The organism is Erythrobacter ramosus (assembly GCF_009828055.1).
GTDB classification, from domain to species: domain Bacteria; phylum Pseudomonadota; class Alphaproteobacteria; order Sphingomonadales; family Sphingomonadaceae; genus Erythrobacter; species Erythrobacter ramosus.
Genome location: NZ_WTYB01000001.1, coordinates 201,183 through 216,256 on the forward strand (window position 1 = coordinate 201,183; position 15,074 = coordinate 216,256).

Annotated in this window: 14 protein-coding genes; all 14 read right to left on the reverse strand. The window is 65.7% G+C overall.

All coding sequences use genetic code 11. From position 1 onward, the window contains the following. On the reverse strand, positions 1-5,561 hold a 5,561-nt coding region (locus tag GRI59_RS01015), incomplete at its 3' end, for a hypothetical protein (RefSeq protein ID WP_202390841.1). A 10-nt stretch (positions 5,562-5,571) separates the two neighbouring features. Continuing rightward, complete coding sequence (locus GRI59_RS15725; protein ID WP_160760365.1) at positions 5,572-5,862, reverse strand: DUF1799 domain-containing protein; 291 nt, start codon at positions 5,860-5,862, stop codon at positions 5,572-5,574. A gap of 68 nt (positions 5,863-5,930) precedes the next feature. Further along, on the reverse strand, positions 5,931-6,272 hold the full coding sequence (locus GRI59_RS01025) for a hypothetical protein (RefSeq protein ID WP_160759348.1): 342 nt from the start codon (positions 6,270-6,272) through the stop codon (positions 5,931-5,933). A 57-nt stretch (positions 6,273-6,329) separates the two neighbouring features. After that, positions 6,330-7,256: a phage tail tube protein gene (locus GRI59_RS01030; RefSeq protein WP_160759349.1), complete on the reverse strand. Its 927-nt coding sequence runs from the start codon at positions 7,254-7,256 to the stop codon at positions 6,330-6,332. Between the two features lie 3 nt (positions 7,257-7,259). Then, positions 7,260-7,463, reverse strand: a complete 204-nt coding sequence (locus GRI59_RS01035; RefSeq protein ID WP_160759350.1) for a hypothetical protein — start codon at positions 7,461-7,463, stop codon at positions 7,260-7,262. Further along, the gene (locus GRI59_RS01040) at positions 7,463-7,903 is read right to left on the reverse strand and encodes a phage tail terminator protein (RefSeq protein ID WP_160759351.1); all 441 of its coding nucleotides are present in this window, start codon (positions 7,901-7,903) and stop codon (positions 7,463-7,465) included. The genes GRI59_RS01035 and GRI59_RS01040 overlap by 1 nt, the downstream gene beginning before the upstream one ends. Then, the gene (locus GRI59_RS01045; protein ID WP_160759352.1) at positions 7,903-8,334 is read right to left on the reverse strand and encodes a gp436 family protein; all 432 of its coding nucleotides are present in this window, start codon (positions 8,332-8,334) and stop codon (positions 7,903-7,905) included. Before GRI59_RS01045 ends, GRI59_RS01040 begins: the two co-directional genes overlap by 1 nt. Positions 8,335-8,337: 3 nt before the next feature. Continuing rightward, positions 8,338-8,784, reverse strand: coding sequence for a hypothetical protein (locus GRI59_RS15585; protein ID WP_183363556.1), 447 nt, complete (start codon positions 8,782-8,784; stop codon positions 8,338-8,340). A gap of 66 nt (positions 8,785-8,850) precedes the next feature. Next, positions 8,851-9,750, reverse strand: coding sequence for a Mu-like prophage major head subunit gpT family protein (locus GRI59_RS01055; protein WP_160759353.1), 900 nt, complete (start codon positions 9,748-9,750; stop codon positions 8,851-8,853). Between the two features lie 32 nt (positions 9,751-9,782). Then, the gene (locus GRI59_RS01060; protein ID WP_160759354.1) at positions 9,783-10,232 is read right to left on the reverse strand and encodes a hypothetical protein; all 450 of its coding nucleotides are present in this window, start codon (positions 10,230-10,232) and stop codon (positions 9,783-9,785) included. Position 10,233: 1 nt separating this feature from the next. Continuing rightward, on the reverse strand, positions 10,234-11,265 hold the full coding sequence (locus tag GRI59_RS01065; RefSeq protein ID WP_237440632.1) for a phage protease: 1,032 nt from the start codon (positions 11,263-11,265) through the stop codon (positions 10,234-10,236). A 250-nt stretch (positions 11,266-11,515) separates the two neighbouring features. Continuing rightward, positions 11,516-12,019 carry a phage virion morphogenesis protein gene (locus GRI59_RS01070; RefSeq protein WP_160759356.1) on the reverse strand — a complete coding sequence of 168 codons (504 nt, stop codon included), beginning with the start codon at positions 12,017-12,019 and terminating at the stop codon, positions 11,516-11,518. 84 nt (positions 12,020-12,103) lie between these two features. Beyond that, on the reverse strand, positions 12,104-13,366 hold the full coding sequence (locus tag GRI59_RS01075; RefSeq protein WP_160759357.1) for a phage minor head protein: 1,263 nt from the start codon (positions 13,364-13,366) through the stop codon (positions 12,104-12,106). A 128-nt stretch (positions 13,367-13,494) separates the two neighbouring features. After that, a complete protein-coding gene (locus GRI59_RS01080; RefSeq protein ID WP_160759358.1) occupies positions 13,495-15,066 on the reverse strand; it encodes a DUF935 domain-containing protein in 1,572 nt (523 codons plus the stop codon). Positions 15,067-15,074 lie beyond the last annotated feature (8 nt).

Genomic DNA, 15,074 nt, shown 5'->3' on the forward strand with positions numbered 1-15,074 from the left:
ATGCGCTCTAGCACCTCGCGGTTCACGGCATTGAGACCATCCAGCTCGCGGCGGCGCAGCTCGGCGGTGTCGCCCTGAAGCTGGAGGAGACGGCTCTCAAGTCCGGCACGTTCATCCGCGATCGCGCGCGCCTGTGCAGCGGCTTCCTCGGCCGCGGCGCGCTGCTGGGCGGCCAATTCGGCGGCGGCGCTGGCGGCAGCTGCAGCGGCGGCCTGCTCGTCTTCGAGGCGGAAGATGCGCTCTAGCACCTCGCGGTTCACGGCATTGAGACCATCCAGCTCGCGGCGGCGCAGCTCGGCGGTGTCGCCCTGTAGCTGGAGGAGACGGCTTTCAAGCCCAGCACGTTCATCCGCGATCGCGCGGGCCTGCGATGCGGCTTCCTCGGCGGCAGCGCGCTGCTGGGCGACCAGTTCCTGCTCAGCCGCGCGCTGCTGTGCGGCAAGTTCGGCCGAAGTCGCGGCGGCGGCAGCTGCGGCAGCTTGCTCATCCTGCAGCTGGTTGATCCGCTCCTGCAGATCGCGGTTGAGCGGGTTGAGCCGTTCCAGCTCGCGGCGACGTAGCTCAACGGTGTCGCCTTGCAGCTGCAGCAGGCGGGTCTCCAGACCGGCGCGTTCATCGGCGATCGCGCGGGCCTGCGCCGCAGCTGCCTCGGCCGTCCGGCGCTGCTCGTCTACTAGGGCAGCGGCGGCGGCGGTGGCAGCCACGGTGGCCGCCTGCTCGTCCTGCAGCTGGTTGATCCGCTCCTGCAGATCGCGGTTGAGCGGGTTGATCTGTTCCATTTCGCGTCGGCGCAGCTCGACCGTGTCCCCCTGCAATTGCAGCAGGCGAAGCTCAAGACCCGCCCGCTCATCGGCGATGGCGCGGGCTTGTGCAGCGGCTTCCTCGGCGGCGGCACGCTGTTGCTCGGCCAGCTCGGCAGCGGCGCTGGCTGCTGCAGCGGCAGCGGCCTGTTCGTCCTGAAGCTGATTGATCCGCTCCTGCAGATCTCGGTTGAGCGGATTGATCTGCTCCATCTCGCGCCGGCGCAGCTCGGCCGTGTCGCCCAGCAACTCCAGCAGCTGGTTCTCCAACCCGATGCGTTCTTCGGCGATCGCGGCTGCCTGAGCTGCGGCTTCTTCGGCGGCAGCGCGCTGTTGTTCGGCAAGCTGGGCAGCGGCGCTGGCTGATGCCTCAGCGGCGGCCTGTTCATCTTCGAGGCGGAAGATGCGCTCGAGCACTTCGCGGTTCACCGCGTTGAGACCATCCAACTCGCGCCGGCGCAGCTCGGCGGTATCGCCCTGCAACTGCAGCAAGCGGCTCTCAAGCCCGGCGCGTTCATCCGCAATGGCGCGGGCCTGCGCAGCTGCTTCCTCGGCGGCCGCGCGCTGTTGTTCGGCGAGCTCAGCGGCGGCGCTGGCGGCGGCTGCCGCGGCGGCCTGTTCGTCCTCCAGCTGGAAGACCCGCTCCTGCATCCAGCGCACGCTTTCCGGCAGGGAAGCCAACTCATCAGCGCGGCGCGCGGCGAGCGCGGCCGTCGGATCGATCAGGGCAAGGATCTGCAGTTCCAGACTGCGCTTGGTGCGGCCGAGCGCGTCGGCTTCACGCGCCGCAGCCGCTTCGGCCGCCGCCAGCTCGCGCTGCGCGGTGGCGGCGTCCTGCGCATCGAACACCTGCTGCTTGATCGCCCGGTTGGTCGCATCGAGCGCGGCGAGCTGATCAGCTCGCTTCGCCGCCAGCGCGCCCTCTGCATCGCCCAGCGCTTCCATCAGCTCGATCTCGATCGCGCGCCGCTCCTTGGCGATCGCGGCGATATTGGCGGCGGTCGGCGCGGACGCGGCGGTGCCGTTCAATTCTTCGAGGTACTCGTTGACCTTGGCAAAGGCCGGAGCAACCGCCAGCAGCTGAGCGAACAGTTCCTGCCCGGCCGAGGTGCTGAGATCGAGCCCTCGGACCAGCGCCTTGAACTCGTCATTGGTGTCGACGCTGGCATAACCCAACCGGGCCATCTCGGCCGCCACCGCCTCGATGACAGGCTGCATCCGTTCGGCTTCGCTGAGGAAGGCGTCTGAGAAGGCACTTACGGCATCCTGAAAGGCGTCTAAATCGCCGAACTGGCCGACCAGCGCTTCGCTGCCGGCGGCACGTTCGTTGATGCCAAGCCCGGCAAAGGGATCGGCCATGTTGATCGACCGCAGCGAGGTGGAGACCGTACTCATGCTGCGGGTCAAGCGCGCCAGCGTTTCGAACAGGCCTTCGCCCGCCTTCTGGAATTCGGCGATGTTGAAGCCCGCCGCGGTGAACGCACCCTGCGTGATCGCATCGGCAACGCTGCCGAAATACGCGACCAGCGCGCTCTCGATCTCTTCGCCCGACATGCCGAGGAAGGACAGCTTGGCGCCCGGGATGACCACGGCGGAAAGGTATTGCTCGACATCGATGCCCAGCTGCTGCCCGAACGCGATCACGCCATTGGTGACGTCCTCGATGATCAGGTCGAACTGGCGCAGGATTTCGTCGGGCGCGCCGCCGGTGGTGGTCTGGTAGCTCGTCTTGGTCCCGCCGCCGATGCCGAGGAAGCCGCTCTTCTTCTTCACCTGCTCGACGATGGTGTAGACCTGCGCATCGACGCCGCGCATCAGCAAATCGCCCACGGTAGCCTGGAAGGTCTCCAGCCCCTGATCGTAGACGGTGCGGGTGGTGCTCGATCCGAACAGGCCGAGGAAGCCCGAGCTGCCTGACTGGCCCAGATTGAAGGTCGACGTGTCGAAGCTGCCGCCGGCGACGTTGATCTGCCGCGCCACCGCCGCGGTCAGCCCACCGATGCCCTGTTCGATCGCGCGCAGGTACTGCACCGCCTCGTTTGAGAATTCGAGAGCGCGGTTACTGTTCTCGGCCATGATGTCGAGCGCGCGAGTGATGCTTTCCGACTGCGCTGAGTTGTCGCCCAGCACAGTGCCGGTGCCGATCGCGGCCTGTGTATCCTCGGCGCTGGCAGGCACCGGGGCCGATCCGCCGCCGCCCGACAGGCCCTTGACGCCCAGCCCTGCCAGTAGCGCCACCATCGCGGCGACGACGGGAAAGCCCCATGCGCCCAGCTGGCTGAAGATCTTCGACGCGCCGGACGCGCCATCGGCCGTGGCGCGGGTCGCGCTGTTGGCCACCGCACTGGCGGTCTGCTGGGTATCAGATGCGATCGCTTGGATCGTGTTGAACAGCTGGATGGCGGCGTGCGCTTTCTCGATCGCGCCCATGATCTTGTAGCCGGTCGAATGCTCTTTGAAGAGCGACTTGAACCCGCCGAGCATTGATGCCGTGTTCTTGGCCCGCAGGTTCGCCAGATCCTTCTCTGCTTCTAGCTGCGTCTTCGCCCCGCGCTTGACCTGATCGGCAAGGTCGGCCTGCGCGGCGTTGTAATCGGTCATCTGGGCCAGCGCATCGCCGATCACGCTGCCGATGCCGCCGAAGGCATTGGCGAAGACATCACCGATGGTCGCGGCGCGATCGGCGATTGCATCGAGGTTTTCGAGCATCGCCTCGGTGGCTTCCTCGCTAGCGCGCAAGGCTTCGTCGCGCGCGGATGCACCGGCTTCCGCAGCATTGACCTCGTCCAGAACGGTCAGCAAGCGGCCATAGGCGGCAGCAAGTTCGGTCAGGCCGTTTGCTTCGGCCTCGGCCTGCGCAACGGCGATCTGACCGCGCTGCTCGGCCACACCGCGCAGCCGCTCTTCTTCCTCCAGCTGCCGCAGCAAAGCCTCGCGCGCGGTCTCGGTCTGTCCCGACAGATCCAGCTCCCGCTCGGCCAGCGCGAGCCGGGTGCGCAGCTTCTCGTTGAGCTTGTCGAAGGCCTCCATCTGATCGACGACTGCGCTGATGTCGGCGAAGGCATCGGCGAAGCTCAGCTCCGCCTCCTTGGCGGCGGCCTGACCGGCAGCGCGCCCCATGGCCCCGCCGACTTTCTTGCCCGCCTTTTCTGCGTTTTCCTGAGCCTGCCGGCTCGCGGCAGCCGGGCCGATCAGCTTCGCCGCAGTCCCAAGGTGGTCCCCATAGCTGGAAGTGAATGCTTGCCCTGCTGCCTGCCCAAGTCGGCCCATCGCGCCCTTGTAGGGGTTGGCTAGGGCGTCGATGCTGCCCAGCGAGATCGCCGGGATGTCCTTCCCGAATACAGTGTTGAAGGCCCCGATCAGGCCATTTAGCGGCGCAGCGGCAGCAGCCAGCAAGCTATTGAGCGCATCGATCGCAAGGTTGACGCCGCTGTAGAAAGCATCGCCAATTGCGGGGCCGATCTTGTCCCACGTCGCAGCCAACGTTCTCGGCAGCAGTATTGCAGTGCCGATGATGATGTTGATGGCCATTTTGGTGACGTCGACAATGGTTTCCCAGACCTGACCAACATCGAGGCCAAACGCCTTGAAGTACGCAGTAACTTCATTGACGATCGCATTGCTGATGACGTCATAGGCACCCAGCAGCACATTCTGCCAGCTTATGGACATTTCGCTGTTCTTGTTCACCTCCGCGGTGAGCAGACCGACCCCGACTGCTACCACCGCCAGCGCCGCCGCGCCGGCGAGGCCCGCTGCGCCCAATCGGGTTAGACTTGTCGTCTGGGCAGCCCCCGCTGCAGAGGCAGCAGCTGCTGAGCTGGCCTGCGCGGTCGCCAGTGCAGAGGTGGCTGCCGTCGCCTCGGCCGACGCTGTTGCGGCTGCCGCTGTTGCCAGCGCCAGACGGGCCTGCGCAGCGGCGCTTTGCGATGCTGTGGCGGCGTTCTCGAGCGCGGCTCTGGCAAGGGCAACCTCCGCCCGGGCTGCGATGCCATCGGCTTCGGCGCGGGCCAGCGCCGCCGCGATCGCCGCCTGGTTGGCGGCGGCCGCGCGGGCGGCGGCATCCAGACTGGCATTGCCCGACACGCGGATGATGCCCGTCGCGATCGCGATCTCGCGCGCAAAGCCCCTCACGCCGAGGCCCGCCTGCCCCATAACCCCGTAGATCTGGGATCCCTGCTGCACCAGAGCGATCAGCGGATTGCCGCCAGACGCCAATTGCACGCCGAGATCCTGTACCTGGAATGTGAGATTGAGCAGTTCGCTGGCCGACAGCTTGCTGGACCCGGCCATGTTTTCGAGGCCCGCGGCGGACTGCGCCGCGCCCGTATTGATGCCGCTCAACGATCCGGACGCGGCAGCCGCCGCAGTGCCGATCTCGGCGAGGTTATCATTGACCGGCCGCATCCCCCGCTGGACTGCCTCGTTATAGGCGGCGGTGGTCTGCTTGATCGCGGTGACGTTGTTGCGATGCTCCGCCTCGACAAGGCTCAGCGCGGTCTTGGTCTCCAAGATCTCGCGGTTGTATTGTTCGAGACTGATCTGCCCGGCGTTGAGGGCCGCCTTCGACTCGTTGATCTCGGCCGTTGCCTCGGCCTGGATCTTCGCCAGCTTCCCGATCGATGCATCGGCACGCTGGTAGGCAGCGGCCATTGCCGCCGCCTCGTCCTGCGCCGCGGACATGGCCCGGTCGGCATTCTCCAGCGCATCGACCGCGCCGCGAGAATCGCCGGAGATGACAAGGCCGGTGCGTAGCGTCACGCCGCCGCCCTCATCCGTTGGCCGAATTCAGCTCCGCACGCGCGGCGACTTCCATGATCTGTAAGCCCTGAAAGGTTGCCTCGCTCATTGCGGGAAACCGGGCGCGGACCGCCGCGTAGTTCAGTCCCAGCCAGTGCAGCCGCACGCTCGACATGGTCGCCATGCAGACGGCGTTCCATTGGGTGGCGACAGCCAGGAAGGCTACAACGATGTCCCAGTTTTCCGGCCATACGATGAAGTCTTCCTCAACTGCCTCCTGACAGGCGGTCAGGATCTCCTCAGACGCGCCCCAGAATTTCAGATCGTCGGCGAACTGATCATCCCCGGCACTGGGCTGGCGGGCGCCAGCCCAGTGCCGGGCCGCCTCCTCTAGTTTCCCTTCCGGCCCCTGCCGATGTTGTCGAAATAGCCGCGGATCAGCGCGGTGCGGGCCACCGGATCGATGATCACCTGGTCGCGCACGTCGTCATTGTAGGCGACGGGGTTGTTGTTATCGTCGACCAGCTCGAACAGCTCCACGATCACCGCCCGCAAGAAATCGGTCGTTCCCTGGCTCGATCCGAGCTCGAAGTTTTCGAGGTGGTCGGTGCTCAACACCCGGTAACGCGCTTTGAAGCGTTCTTCCTTGGTGCCACCATCGACCGGAACGTGGGCGGTGACCCGCGCCGTGAACTGGCGCTCGGCGCCTTCAGCTGCAACCTTGAAACCCATCGCAATTACTCCGTGAAATTTGGGGGGCGGGCCGCCCTGCGGCGAACCCGGCCCGGATTAGGAAAGTGTGATCTTGAAGCCGTCGTCGCCCTCATCTGGCAGCGGATCGAAGGTCAGCGGCCATTCAACGATGTTCTGCTGGTTGGCGTATCCCGGCCGGCGCTGCTTGGCCCGATCGATATCGATCTTTACCCGCGTCGCGGCGCTGGTGCCGTGGATCAGCTGGATCGCCACGGGCGCACCGGTCGGCGCGGTGTACGGGTTGTAGGTGGCGAGCGCGACCGCCTCGACCTGGCAACTCACGCTCTCGACCGCGTCGACGATCTCGATGCCTTCGTAATTGACTAGGAACCGGCGCTCGACCTGCGCGCCGCGGGTCAGCTCGAAACTGCGCATCCGCATTGCGGTGCCGCCAATGGTGAACGTCGGCGTGTTCAACTTGGTCACCGCTTGCGGCGTCTGGAAGGCGGTCAGATCGACGGTCGGCAAAGCCGTTGTCGTCGGCTGCACGAACAGGCCGGTGAAGGTGTAACGCCAGACCGGGATGCCCTGGGCGTTCATGGTCCCGACGAAAGTACCGCGCGAGCCCATCAGCTTGTGCAGCGTGCCATCGATGTTGATGTAGATCGCGCCCGATTCAAGTGCGTCGCTGACCGGATCATACTCGACCGAGGTGGTGGCCGTGATCGTCTCCGCCATGGCGCACATGCGGTGCAGCACGCCCCAGGCCGGGGCTACGCCCAGCTCGCCAGAACCGACCATCTCGACGTCAAAGGTCAGCGTCGCATAGACGCCCACCACGATCATCTCCTGGCCGCCGAAATACGGGCGCTCCAGATTGCGCGACAGATCCTCGCCCTCCATCGGGTTGAGGGTCACGTTGGTCGCCTGGATCGCGTTGGCCGATCCGGTCGGCGTCGGATCGGTCCCGTAAGTGGTCTCGATCTTGGCGAGGAGCGCCTTCTTTTTCCAGTTCAGGGCCATGGCTTACTTCTCCTGCTTGGTCGACGCGGAAGCGGGTGCGGACACGTGCTCCGGTTCTGCGGCCTCGGGGGCGGGTACCTCCAGCTGTTCGCCGATCTCGGGGCCGTTGCTGGGCTTGGTGAACTCGGTGCGCTTCAGCGCGCCGCTGGGCTGGCGCACATAGCTGCCACCTTGGCGCGGGCGTGCGGTCTTCTGGTTCTTGCTCATCAGTTGATCCTCAGACGTTCGTTGAGTTGGAAGTTAATCTCGTAGACCGAGGCATGGCCGACGAAGCCGACAAAGCCCGCACGGCCGAGCGTGAAGACACCGCCGATCTCGCCGCCTGGGCTCCAGCCCAGCACGGCCTCCAGCACATCGGTCACCAGCGGGGTCAGTTTCTCGCCAGCCTTGTCGCCGCGGCGATCATCGCCCGACCGTTCGAACAGGACGACGGACACGGTCTCGATGTAGTGCTGAGTGAAGAAGCCAGTGCCGTAATTCGCTGCGCCGCCCACCATATCGCCGAACAGCACGAAGGCAGCTGGCGTGCGCTCGGGCGCCTTGCCGGCATCGGTCAGCCGCGCCAGCGCCGTGGCGCTTTCGATCCGGCCGCTCAGCGCGGGCACTGTGCCCTCAATCCGGGCGGAGACCTCTGCGGCATGGTTCATCAGATGAACCCCTTCAGATTGTCTTCGGTAAAGGGCCGGGCGCGATCATTGGTGCGCACACCCGATGCGCCCGAGCTTGCCGGTTCGACGCCGGCAGCCCCCGGCAACCGGATGATGCCGCGCGCGATCCGGTCGAGATCTGCGATCGCCGCCTTGTAATCGGCCTCGATCTTCTCCGGCGCGGAATAGACGTGCAGCTTGTAGATCGTGATGGCGATCGCCAGCGGTACCAGCAGCGCCGGCACTTCGGCCAGCGGCAGCTTGTAACGGGCGGCCAGATAGCCATCGATCATGGCATCAGTGTTCGCCAGTTCCTGCAGAACCACGCCCTCCTCGATCTCGCCGGTGGGCGGCGCAGCGCGATCGGTCAGCTCGACGAGCATTGTCTCGCCGTGCTTGTCGATCATCTGCTGGAGGGTGGCGTAGGACATGGCTCAGTCTTCGCCGGTCAGCTGCGCGATGGTGGCAAGGTGCAGCTCGGCCAGCTGAGACTGGGGGATGCCGGCGACGACATTGTCGAGCACCTCGATCTCTTCGGCCGTGAATGGGCGGGCGGTGCCGTCCGGCATCTGAAGCCGGACATCGAGCCGCGGTTCGCGGACGATGGCGAGCAGGCGGCGTGCGCCTTCGATATCGGCGCCGATATCCGCCGGGCCCAGCGTGCGCGGCGTGCTGCCGAACAGCAGTCCCGCGCGGCGGAAGCCAGACTTCGGCCCCTTGACCACGATGGCCACGATGGCCACGTCGCCGTTGGGGTCTGCGGCAGGGGCAGCGACTTCGGGCGCGGCAACCGGTGCCGGGGCAACCGGTGCCGCGACGAGGGGCGCAGCAGCGACAGGCGCTGTCTTTACAGTGCGGGGCTTACGGGGCTTGCTGGCCATGATGAAATCCTCGGGAAAGTCAGGGAGGCCCGCCAGCCGTGCCGGCGGGCCTCATGATGCGGGTGATCAGGCGAGCCAGGGCACCGCGAGCAGTTCGGCAGTGCCCTTCCACTCGTTGGTCTCCCCGCCCGAGGCGAGCTCGCTGTTGAGCAGCTTCAGACCGGCGCTTTCGAGCGAGGGCGGCACCACCAGCAGGTTCGGCATGATGCCAAGTGGGCGGCCATAATCGCCCTTCATGCTCATCAGGGCAGCTCGCGCGGCGGCATAGTTGGCGGCGTTGAGGGTCTGCTTCGATCCCCAAGCCTGCTGCCAGAAGCCGTAACCAACGTTCAGCCGCGCATCGACGCCGTAGACGTACTCGTTGCGGTCGAAGACATTGTCGTCGGTCGGCTTGTCCTTCGATACCAGCTGGCCGAAATCGCGGCGCACCTGGAGCATGATCGGCTTGATCACGCGGCTGACGTCGAGCAGGAACCACGGGGTGCCGGAACCGCCATCGGTGTTGGCGACCGACTGGGCCTCGCCGTCCTCGTCGAGCACCGGGTGATCCGTGTCGAAGAAGTTCTGCCCGTCATAGCAGGTGGTGGAAAAGCCCGCCTTGAGCAGATCCCAGATCAGCCGCTCGGGCTTGCTGATCGTGCTTTCGCCCATCTGCTCGAACAGCAAGCTGTAGTGACCGAGGTTGTCCGTCTCGATATCGTCGCGATCGACGCCGAGGGTCAGCTCCCACTTCTTCTCCTTGATCGCGTAATCGCTTTCGGAGATGTTCTGGACGACGCGCTCGCCGACCCATTCGCGCACGTCGGGCATCTTGCCCAGCCAGCCGTATTTCTGCTCCTTCTGGCTGGAGGGGACGCGGGTGGCGACGCGGGCCGATTGCGGCTTTGCAACCGACTGCTGGCCGCGCTGCATCGCCGCCGAATATCCGGTGCGAAGCGAGGCCAGGTTTGCATTGTTGATGATCATGTGCCTGTTTCCTTGCTGGCGATGCGATCGGGTTAAACGGGGTTGGCGATGCCTTCGACGTAGACCCGCGTGAGGGCCTCATCGAAGCGCACCCACACGCCCTGGTCATCGACATCGGCGACGAACCCGGCGGGCGATCGAGCGGCGGAGTTGCTGGTCTTGGCCACGGTCTCGTCATCGACGATCCAGCAGATGTCCCCGATCTGGGCGATCGTGATTTCATCGGTGCTCGCCGAGTTCTTGAACAGGAAGGTGCCCGGGCGGAACTGGACGGGCAGGTCACCGGCGCTGCCAGCGGCATTGTCAACCCGCTCTTCAGCGCGGCCGACACCGACCGATCCGGTCGCGGCTGCGCCCTTGGTGATGTAGCCGGCGGCGTTACGCATCACGAGCGCCCCGGCATGGATCAGGGCAACGGCAGCAAGGCCGGACTGGATACCGGGCTGGCGCATCGGGGTGTTACGGTCTGTTGCAAGAGCCATCTCAGGCTACCTCCTCTTCAATGCCGAGCTCAGCAGCGCGGGCTTTCTTGAACGCGGCCGGATCGATGCCCATCAGCGCGATCACTGCGCGGTCAGCTTCGTCCAGGTCTGTGGTGGTGCGGGCTGGCTGACGGCCGTGAAGCGACACAGCTTCGCTGGCGACCGCCGGCATGGCGGCGATCAGCTCTTCGGTGCCCTTCGGATCCTTCTGGTGCATGGCGATGTACCGGTCGCGCATCGGCTTCACGCCCACGCGCCCTTCGGCAATCGCGCCATCGACGAAGGCCTGGGCAGCCTGCAACGAGATGCTGGCTTGCAGCGCGTTGAACTGCTTGGTGGTCTCAACCAGCTGCGACTGAAGTGCGGTGATCGCGGTTTCGTCAGCAACGCCCTCGCGCAGGGTGCCGATCCGCGTGAGGATCGCATCGCTCGTTACCGCGCCCTGAAGCGCCAGTGCGGTGGCGATGGGCTGCAAGGCGGCATTGATGGCGCTCGCCATCTCCTTGTTGTTTTCACTGCCACCGCTCATCTTCTTGACAGCCGCGAGGATCGCTTCCTCGGTCGCGTCATCGCCGAGGCCGAGCGCTGCGGCGATTGCTTTCATGAAGTCCATGCCATTTTCCTCTGCATGCAGGGCTTCGAGCCCCTTCAGGTTGGGTTGATTGACCAGGCTCGCGCGCCGGATGGCGACGATCTGCTTGTTCTTGGTGTGGGCGATCACCGGGCTGATGCCGCGGTAAGCCTTGTCCTCGCGCAGCTGGCGTCCGGTACCGGTCCATTCGACCTGCCCCCAGATCCCGTCCTGCCGGGCTTCAAGCGCCACGATCCAGCCGCGCGCTGGCGCAGGCTGGCCCAGCGGGGCGGCAAGATCGGTGGAGTGGCACTCGTCCAGTACCAGTCGCTCGCCATCAGTCAGGCTTGCTGCGATCAGCGCATCGTAATCCTCCACAGTGTAGGGGCCGCGACCGTCCACCGTCTCAACGCGTCCGCCACCAGGTAGAAGGTGCAGCCATTCACGCCCATCTTCGGGCATGCTGGCAGGCAGCTGGGGGGCGTTGCAAAGGGCGAGGGCGATCGACTTGGTCACCCAGCCTTAATGGCAGCACGCAAAGGGTGCTGGCATGCCCGCGGCGGCGGGCGGCGTCAGATCATTTGGGGGAAATCGGGAGCGGCGATTCGTGCCCGATGTGCTTTGCCTGCCAAACTTCGCCCGATATGGAAAGGCCCGCCGAACCGGCGGGCCTCGCATCGATCAGCACCCTGGCTTGCACTTGCAGCACTGATCAGCCTTCCTCGCCCAGCTGCTGGCCCGCATATTCGTCGGCGATCTCGATGATCGCTTCAGCATCGTCCTTCGAGATCCCCAGCCACGGCCGCGCCGGGATCGTGCCCCATGGGATCGGGCGGCCGCGGCCGTCCCGTCCGAAGGCGCCCTTGGTGGCACCGAACTGCATCACGCCGGAATAGATCAGCGAGCTGCCGATCACGACGCTGTCGCGATTGACGATGCGCTGGATCTCGCGCCGCAGCCGGCCGATCAGGTAGAGGGTCTTGGTCAGCGACTGCCCGCCGTATTCGCGCGCGCGGTAGCGATCGAGCGTCGATTGCTTCTTCGGCGCCCACGCCTTGCCGTCCGGCCCCACGCCCTGGTTGAACCGCTGGCGCGTCGCATCGACCATGTATTCGGCGATGTCCTCGTAAAGCGGCGTGGCATCCTCCATACCGGCGATCGCGCGCTGCAGTGCCGACCTTGTCTCACCGGCGTTGAATTGGACGTTGAATGCCATTATGCTTCTCCCGTCGATGGCACCTGCCACCGGGTTTCTGCTTCGGGTCGTTTCGGACGTCGGGTATAGGCCATCGACCCTCTCTCAGCCCTTGTTGCGCCGCCTCACGAAGAACGATTTGAGGTAGAGCGACCGCCGACCGCTGCGAACCTCCCAGATCGCTTCGTACACTACCCCGCCAATGGCCTTTCGCATGATGACGCGCTGCAGGTTGCCGAGCTTGGAGTCCTTCCCCAGCTCGATGACATCCGGATTACTCGCGATCGCGGGCAGCAGCGCAAAATCCGAAGGCTCGATTGGGAACGGGTCTTTGCTGCGCTTTCCATGCCGGTTGAAGATATGGGTCGAAAGCTGGGTATCGATCACATAGTCGAACCCGCTCACGTCCAAGCCGTCCTTCAGACTGGCAAGGCGCGCAGCCTGATCTGTCCGCACAAGCCCCAGTGTGCGCACGGGCGGTAATGGGCGCCGGTTCTCGTCGCCAGCAGCACTCCCCTCCTCGACCCGCTGCGCATAGCGGCGCAGATCGTCGGCCGTGCTGGGCAAGCGGCGGTAGGCATCCGCCAGCGCATCAGCGCGATCGGGCGGAAGCGCAGCCATGAACGCTTTGCTCACCTGTTGATCCCACAATCGGAACTTGCCGGCGATCGCGCTCACCTCGCCCGAAACGCTGGCGCCCGGCGCATAGTCCCAGCCGCGGCCGATCCCTTCTGGGGCGCCGGTCTTGGGATCGATGCGGTCCCAGCCATCGGGAAGCTTTTTGTCGGGCTTGCCGCCCATGCGCCGGGCCGCGGCGTTCGAATTGGCCCCGACGACGTAGCAGCTGCAGCCCCAGTCCGAAGGTGGATAGAACTTGTCCCAAAAGGGATGATCGGGCGGTAACATCAGCCCGTCCCAGCTGAGATGCTGCGGCCGCGGTTCCTGGCTGCCGCCGTGGCGATAGATCCACCACTTGAAATTGCTGGCGCGTAGCTGGGCAAACCGCCCGGCGGCGTAGGAGGTGCTGGCATTGGTACTGAGGATCGTCTTCACCCGCCACGCTTCGCCCTGGATGGTTCCCTGCCCGGTCCAGCCGGTCCAGCCATGCCGACGGACAATCGCGTCGAAGTCGCGGCGGAACTCCTCGATCCCGCGTCCCTCGGCGATCGCCTTGTCGACCGCGGCGGCAAGATCGGTCAGCAGATCGGCCTTGGCAGCGCCCGCCACCATGAAGCCGCGATCATGCTCCTCGCGCAGCATGTCGTCCCAGAATTCGGTCGGGACGAGGTTGCCGAGCTTGCGGCGGAAGAATGCCACCTGTTCTGTGAACGGGCGGCCAAACACGCCAGACACCGGATCGTCAGACACAGGCTCGCTCCCGAATGCCCCTCAGCGGCGATTTAAGAGGGTCTAAGAGGCCCCTCAATCGATTTTTGGCTACCGTTGGGCCATCAAGCGCTCCAGCGGTCGTTTCCGGGCCTTGTAACGCAGGCATGTCAGACAGCCGTTTCGTCAGCGATATCGCTGCGCCCGGCAGCCGTTGCTGCGGCCAGCCCGCCAGCCAGTGCGGCAGCGAGGCCGCTTGCATCGATCTCGCCATAGGCATTGGCCAGCATGTCGCGCAGCTCGGCCAGATCGCTGGCCTTCTCCAGCATGACAGCGATCGTTGCCGTCATCTCAGCGACCGATGCCTCGGCTTGGCTTGCCATCGCGGCGGCGATCTGCGCGGCCGGCGCGGCCGGGCGACGCTGCGATTGCTGGGGCGCTTCGATCGCAGGCTCACCGGGATTGCTCGCGATCGATGCCGGAGCGGCGCTGGGCGGACGCAGGATATCCTCACCCTGTCCGGGATCGCTGAGACCGAACTTGCCCCGCACTTCTGCCTGACTGACCCGGAAGCCCAGCGGTACGAGCTTGGCAAGGCTCTCCGACAGCATCGTGAGGTCTTCCTGTTCGGGCCGCGCGATGACGATGCGCGGGTATGCCTTGCCCGGGCCGAATTCGAGATCACACCAGGGGCGCACCAGATCCCGGTTGAGCGCAGCTGCCAGCGCCTTGCAGTCAGCGCGCTCGATATCCTCGCGCACGTCGTTGTGGACGTTGGCCTGCCCCGAGCCGAGGCCGCCGGCCTGCGCATCCGTGGTGTTGGTCTGGCCGAGCACCGCCTTCGAGATCTGGCGATCGAGCCAGTCCGACCGCTTTTCGTAGAGGTCCGACCCTGCGGTGACGTTCTTCGATTCAATGAAGTCGATCGACATGCCATCGGGCACGATCGCCGCGCAGTCCCCGGCGATGTTGGCGACGGCGCGGTACAGGGTCGCCTTGTCATCTTCGGTCGCGCTCGAGCTGTATTTGCCGATGCGGACGGGCTGGCCGTAAGTCTGGGTGAAGATCGCCCAGTCGCGCTGGGTATAGGCCTTGAACATCCACGCCCAGCTGGCGAGCCGGGCGAGGCCCGATCGCACCGGCAGGCCGGACTTCGCCCGGATGCCGAGCTGGATGAACTTGAAGGCGGGCAGTCGCTCATCAATGCCGTTGCCCTCCGGCCCGCCGCGCAAGAGCGGTGTGACGCCGTCCTGATCGAAGCGGAAGAAGCGCGGATCGCGCCATTCGAGCCGGTTGGGACGGTACTGGCCTTCGCTCACCTCCCAGATGATCTCGGTGAACGACACGCCCTTGCCGATCGCGTCGAGGATGTTGAAGGTCTCGTCCGCCAGTTCGTCCCGGCCCAGCCAGTCGCGCACCATGTCGGCGCGGCGCACATCCTCGGCGCTGTCGCTGGCGGGCTCCACACTGACATCGACCTGGCTGACCGCACGCTTGCGGGTGCCCAGCACGCCGACATAGTGAAGGTCGCGCTCCTCGATCTGCTCGGCCAGCTCGAAATAGGACAGCGGTTCGCCCTGATCGGCATCGCGCAGCAGGCGCGCGAGCCGGATCGGGGTCAGCCCGTCAGCCGGATAACCGGAGATGGGCTGGCGCACGCCGGCCAGCGTCGGCCCCGCCACCTCACGGGTCAGGACCGCTTTCTTCAGGGGTTGCCCCCATTGGTCCACCAGCGTGCTCATTCTGTTTG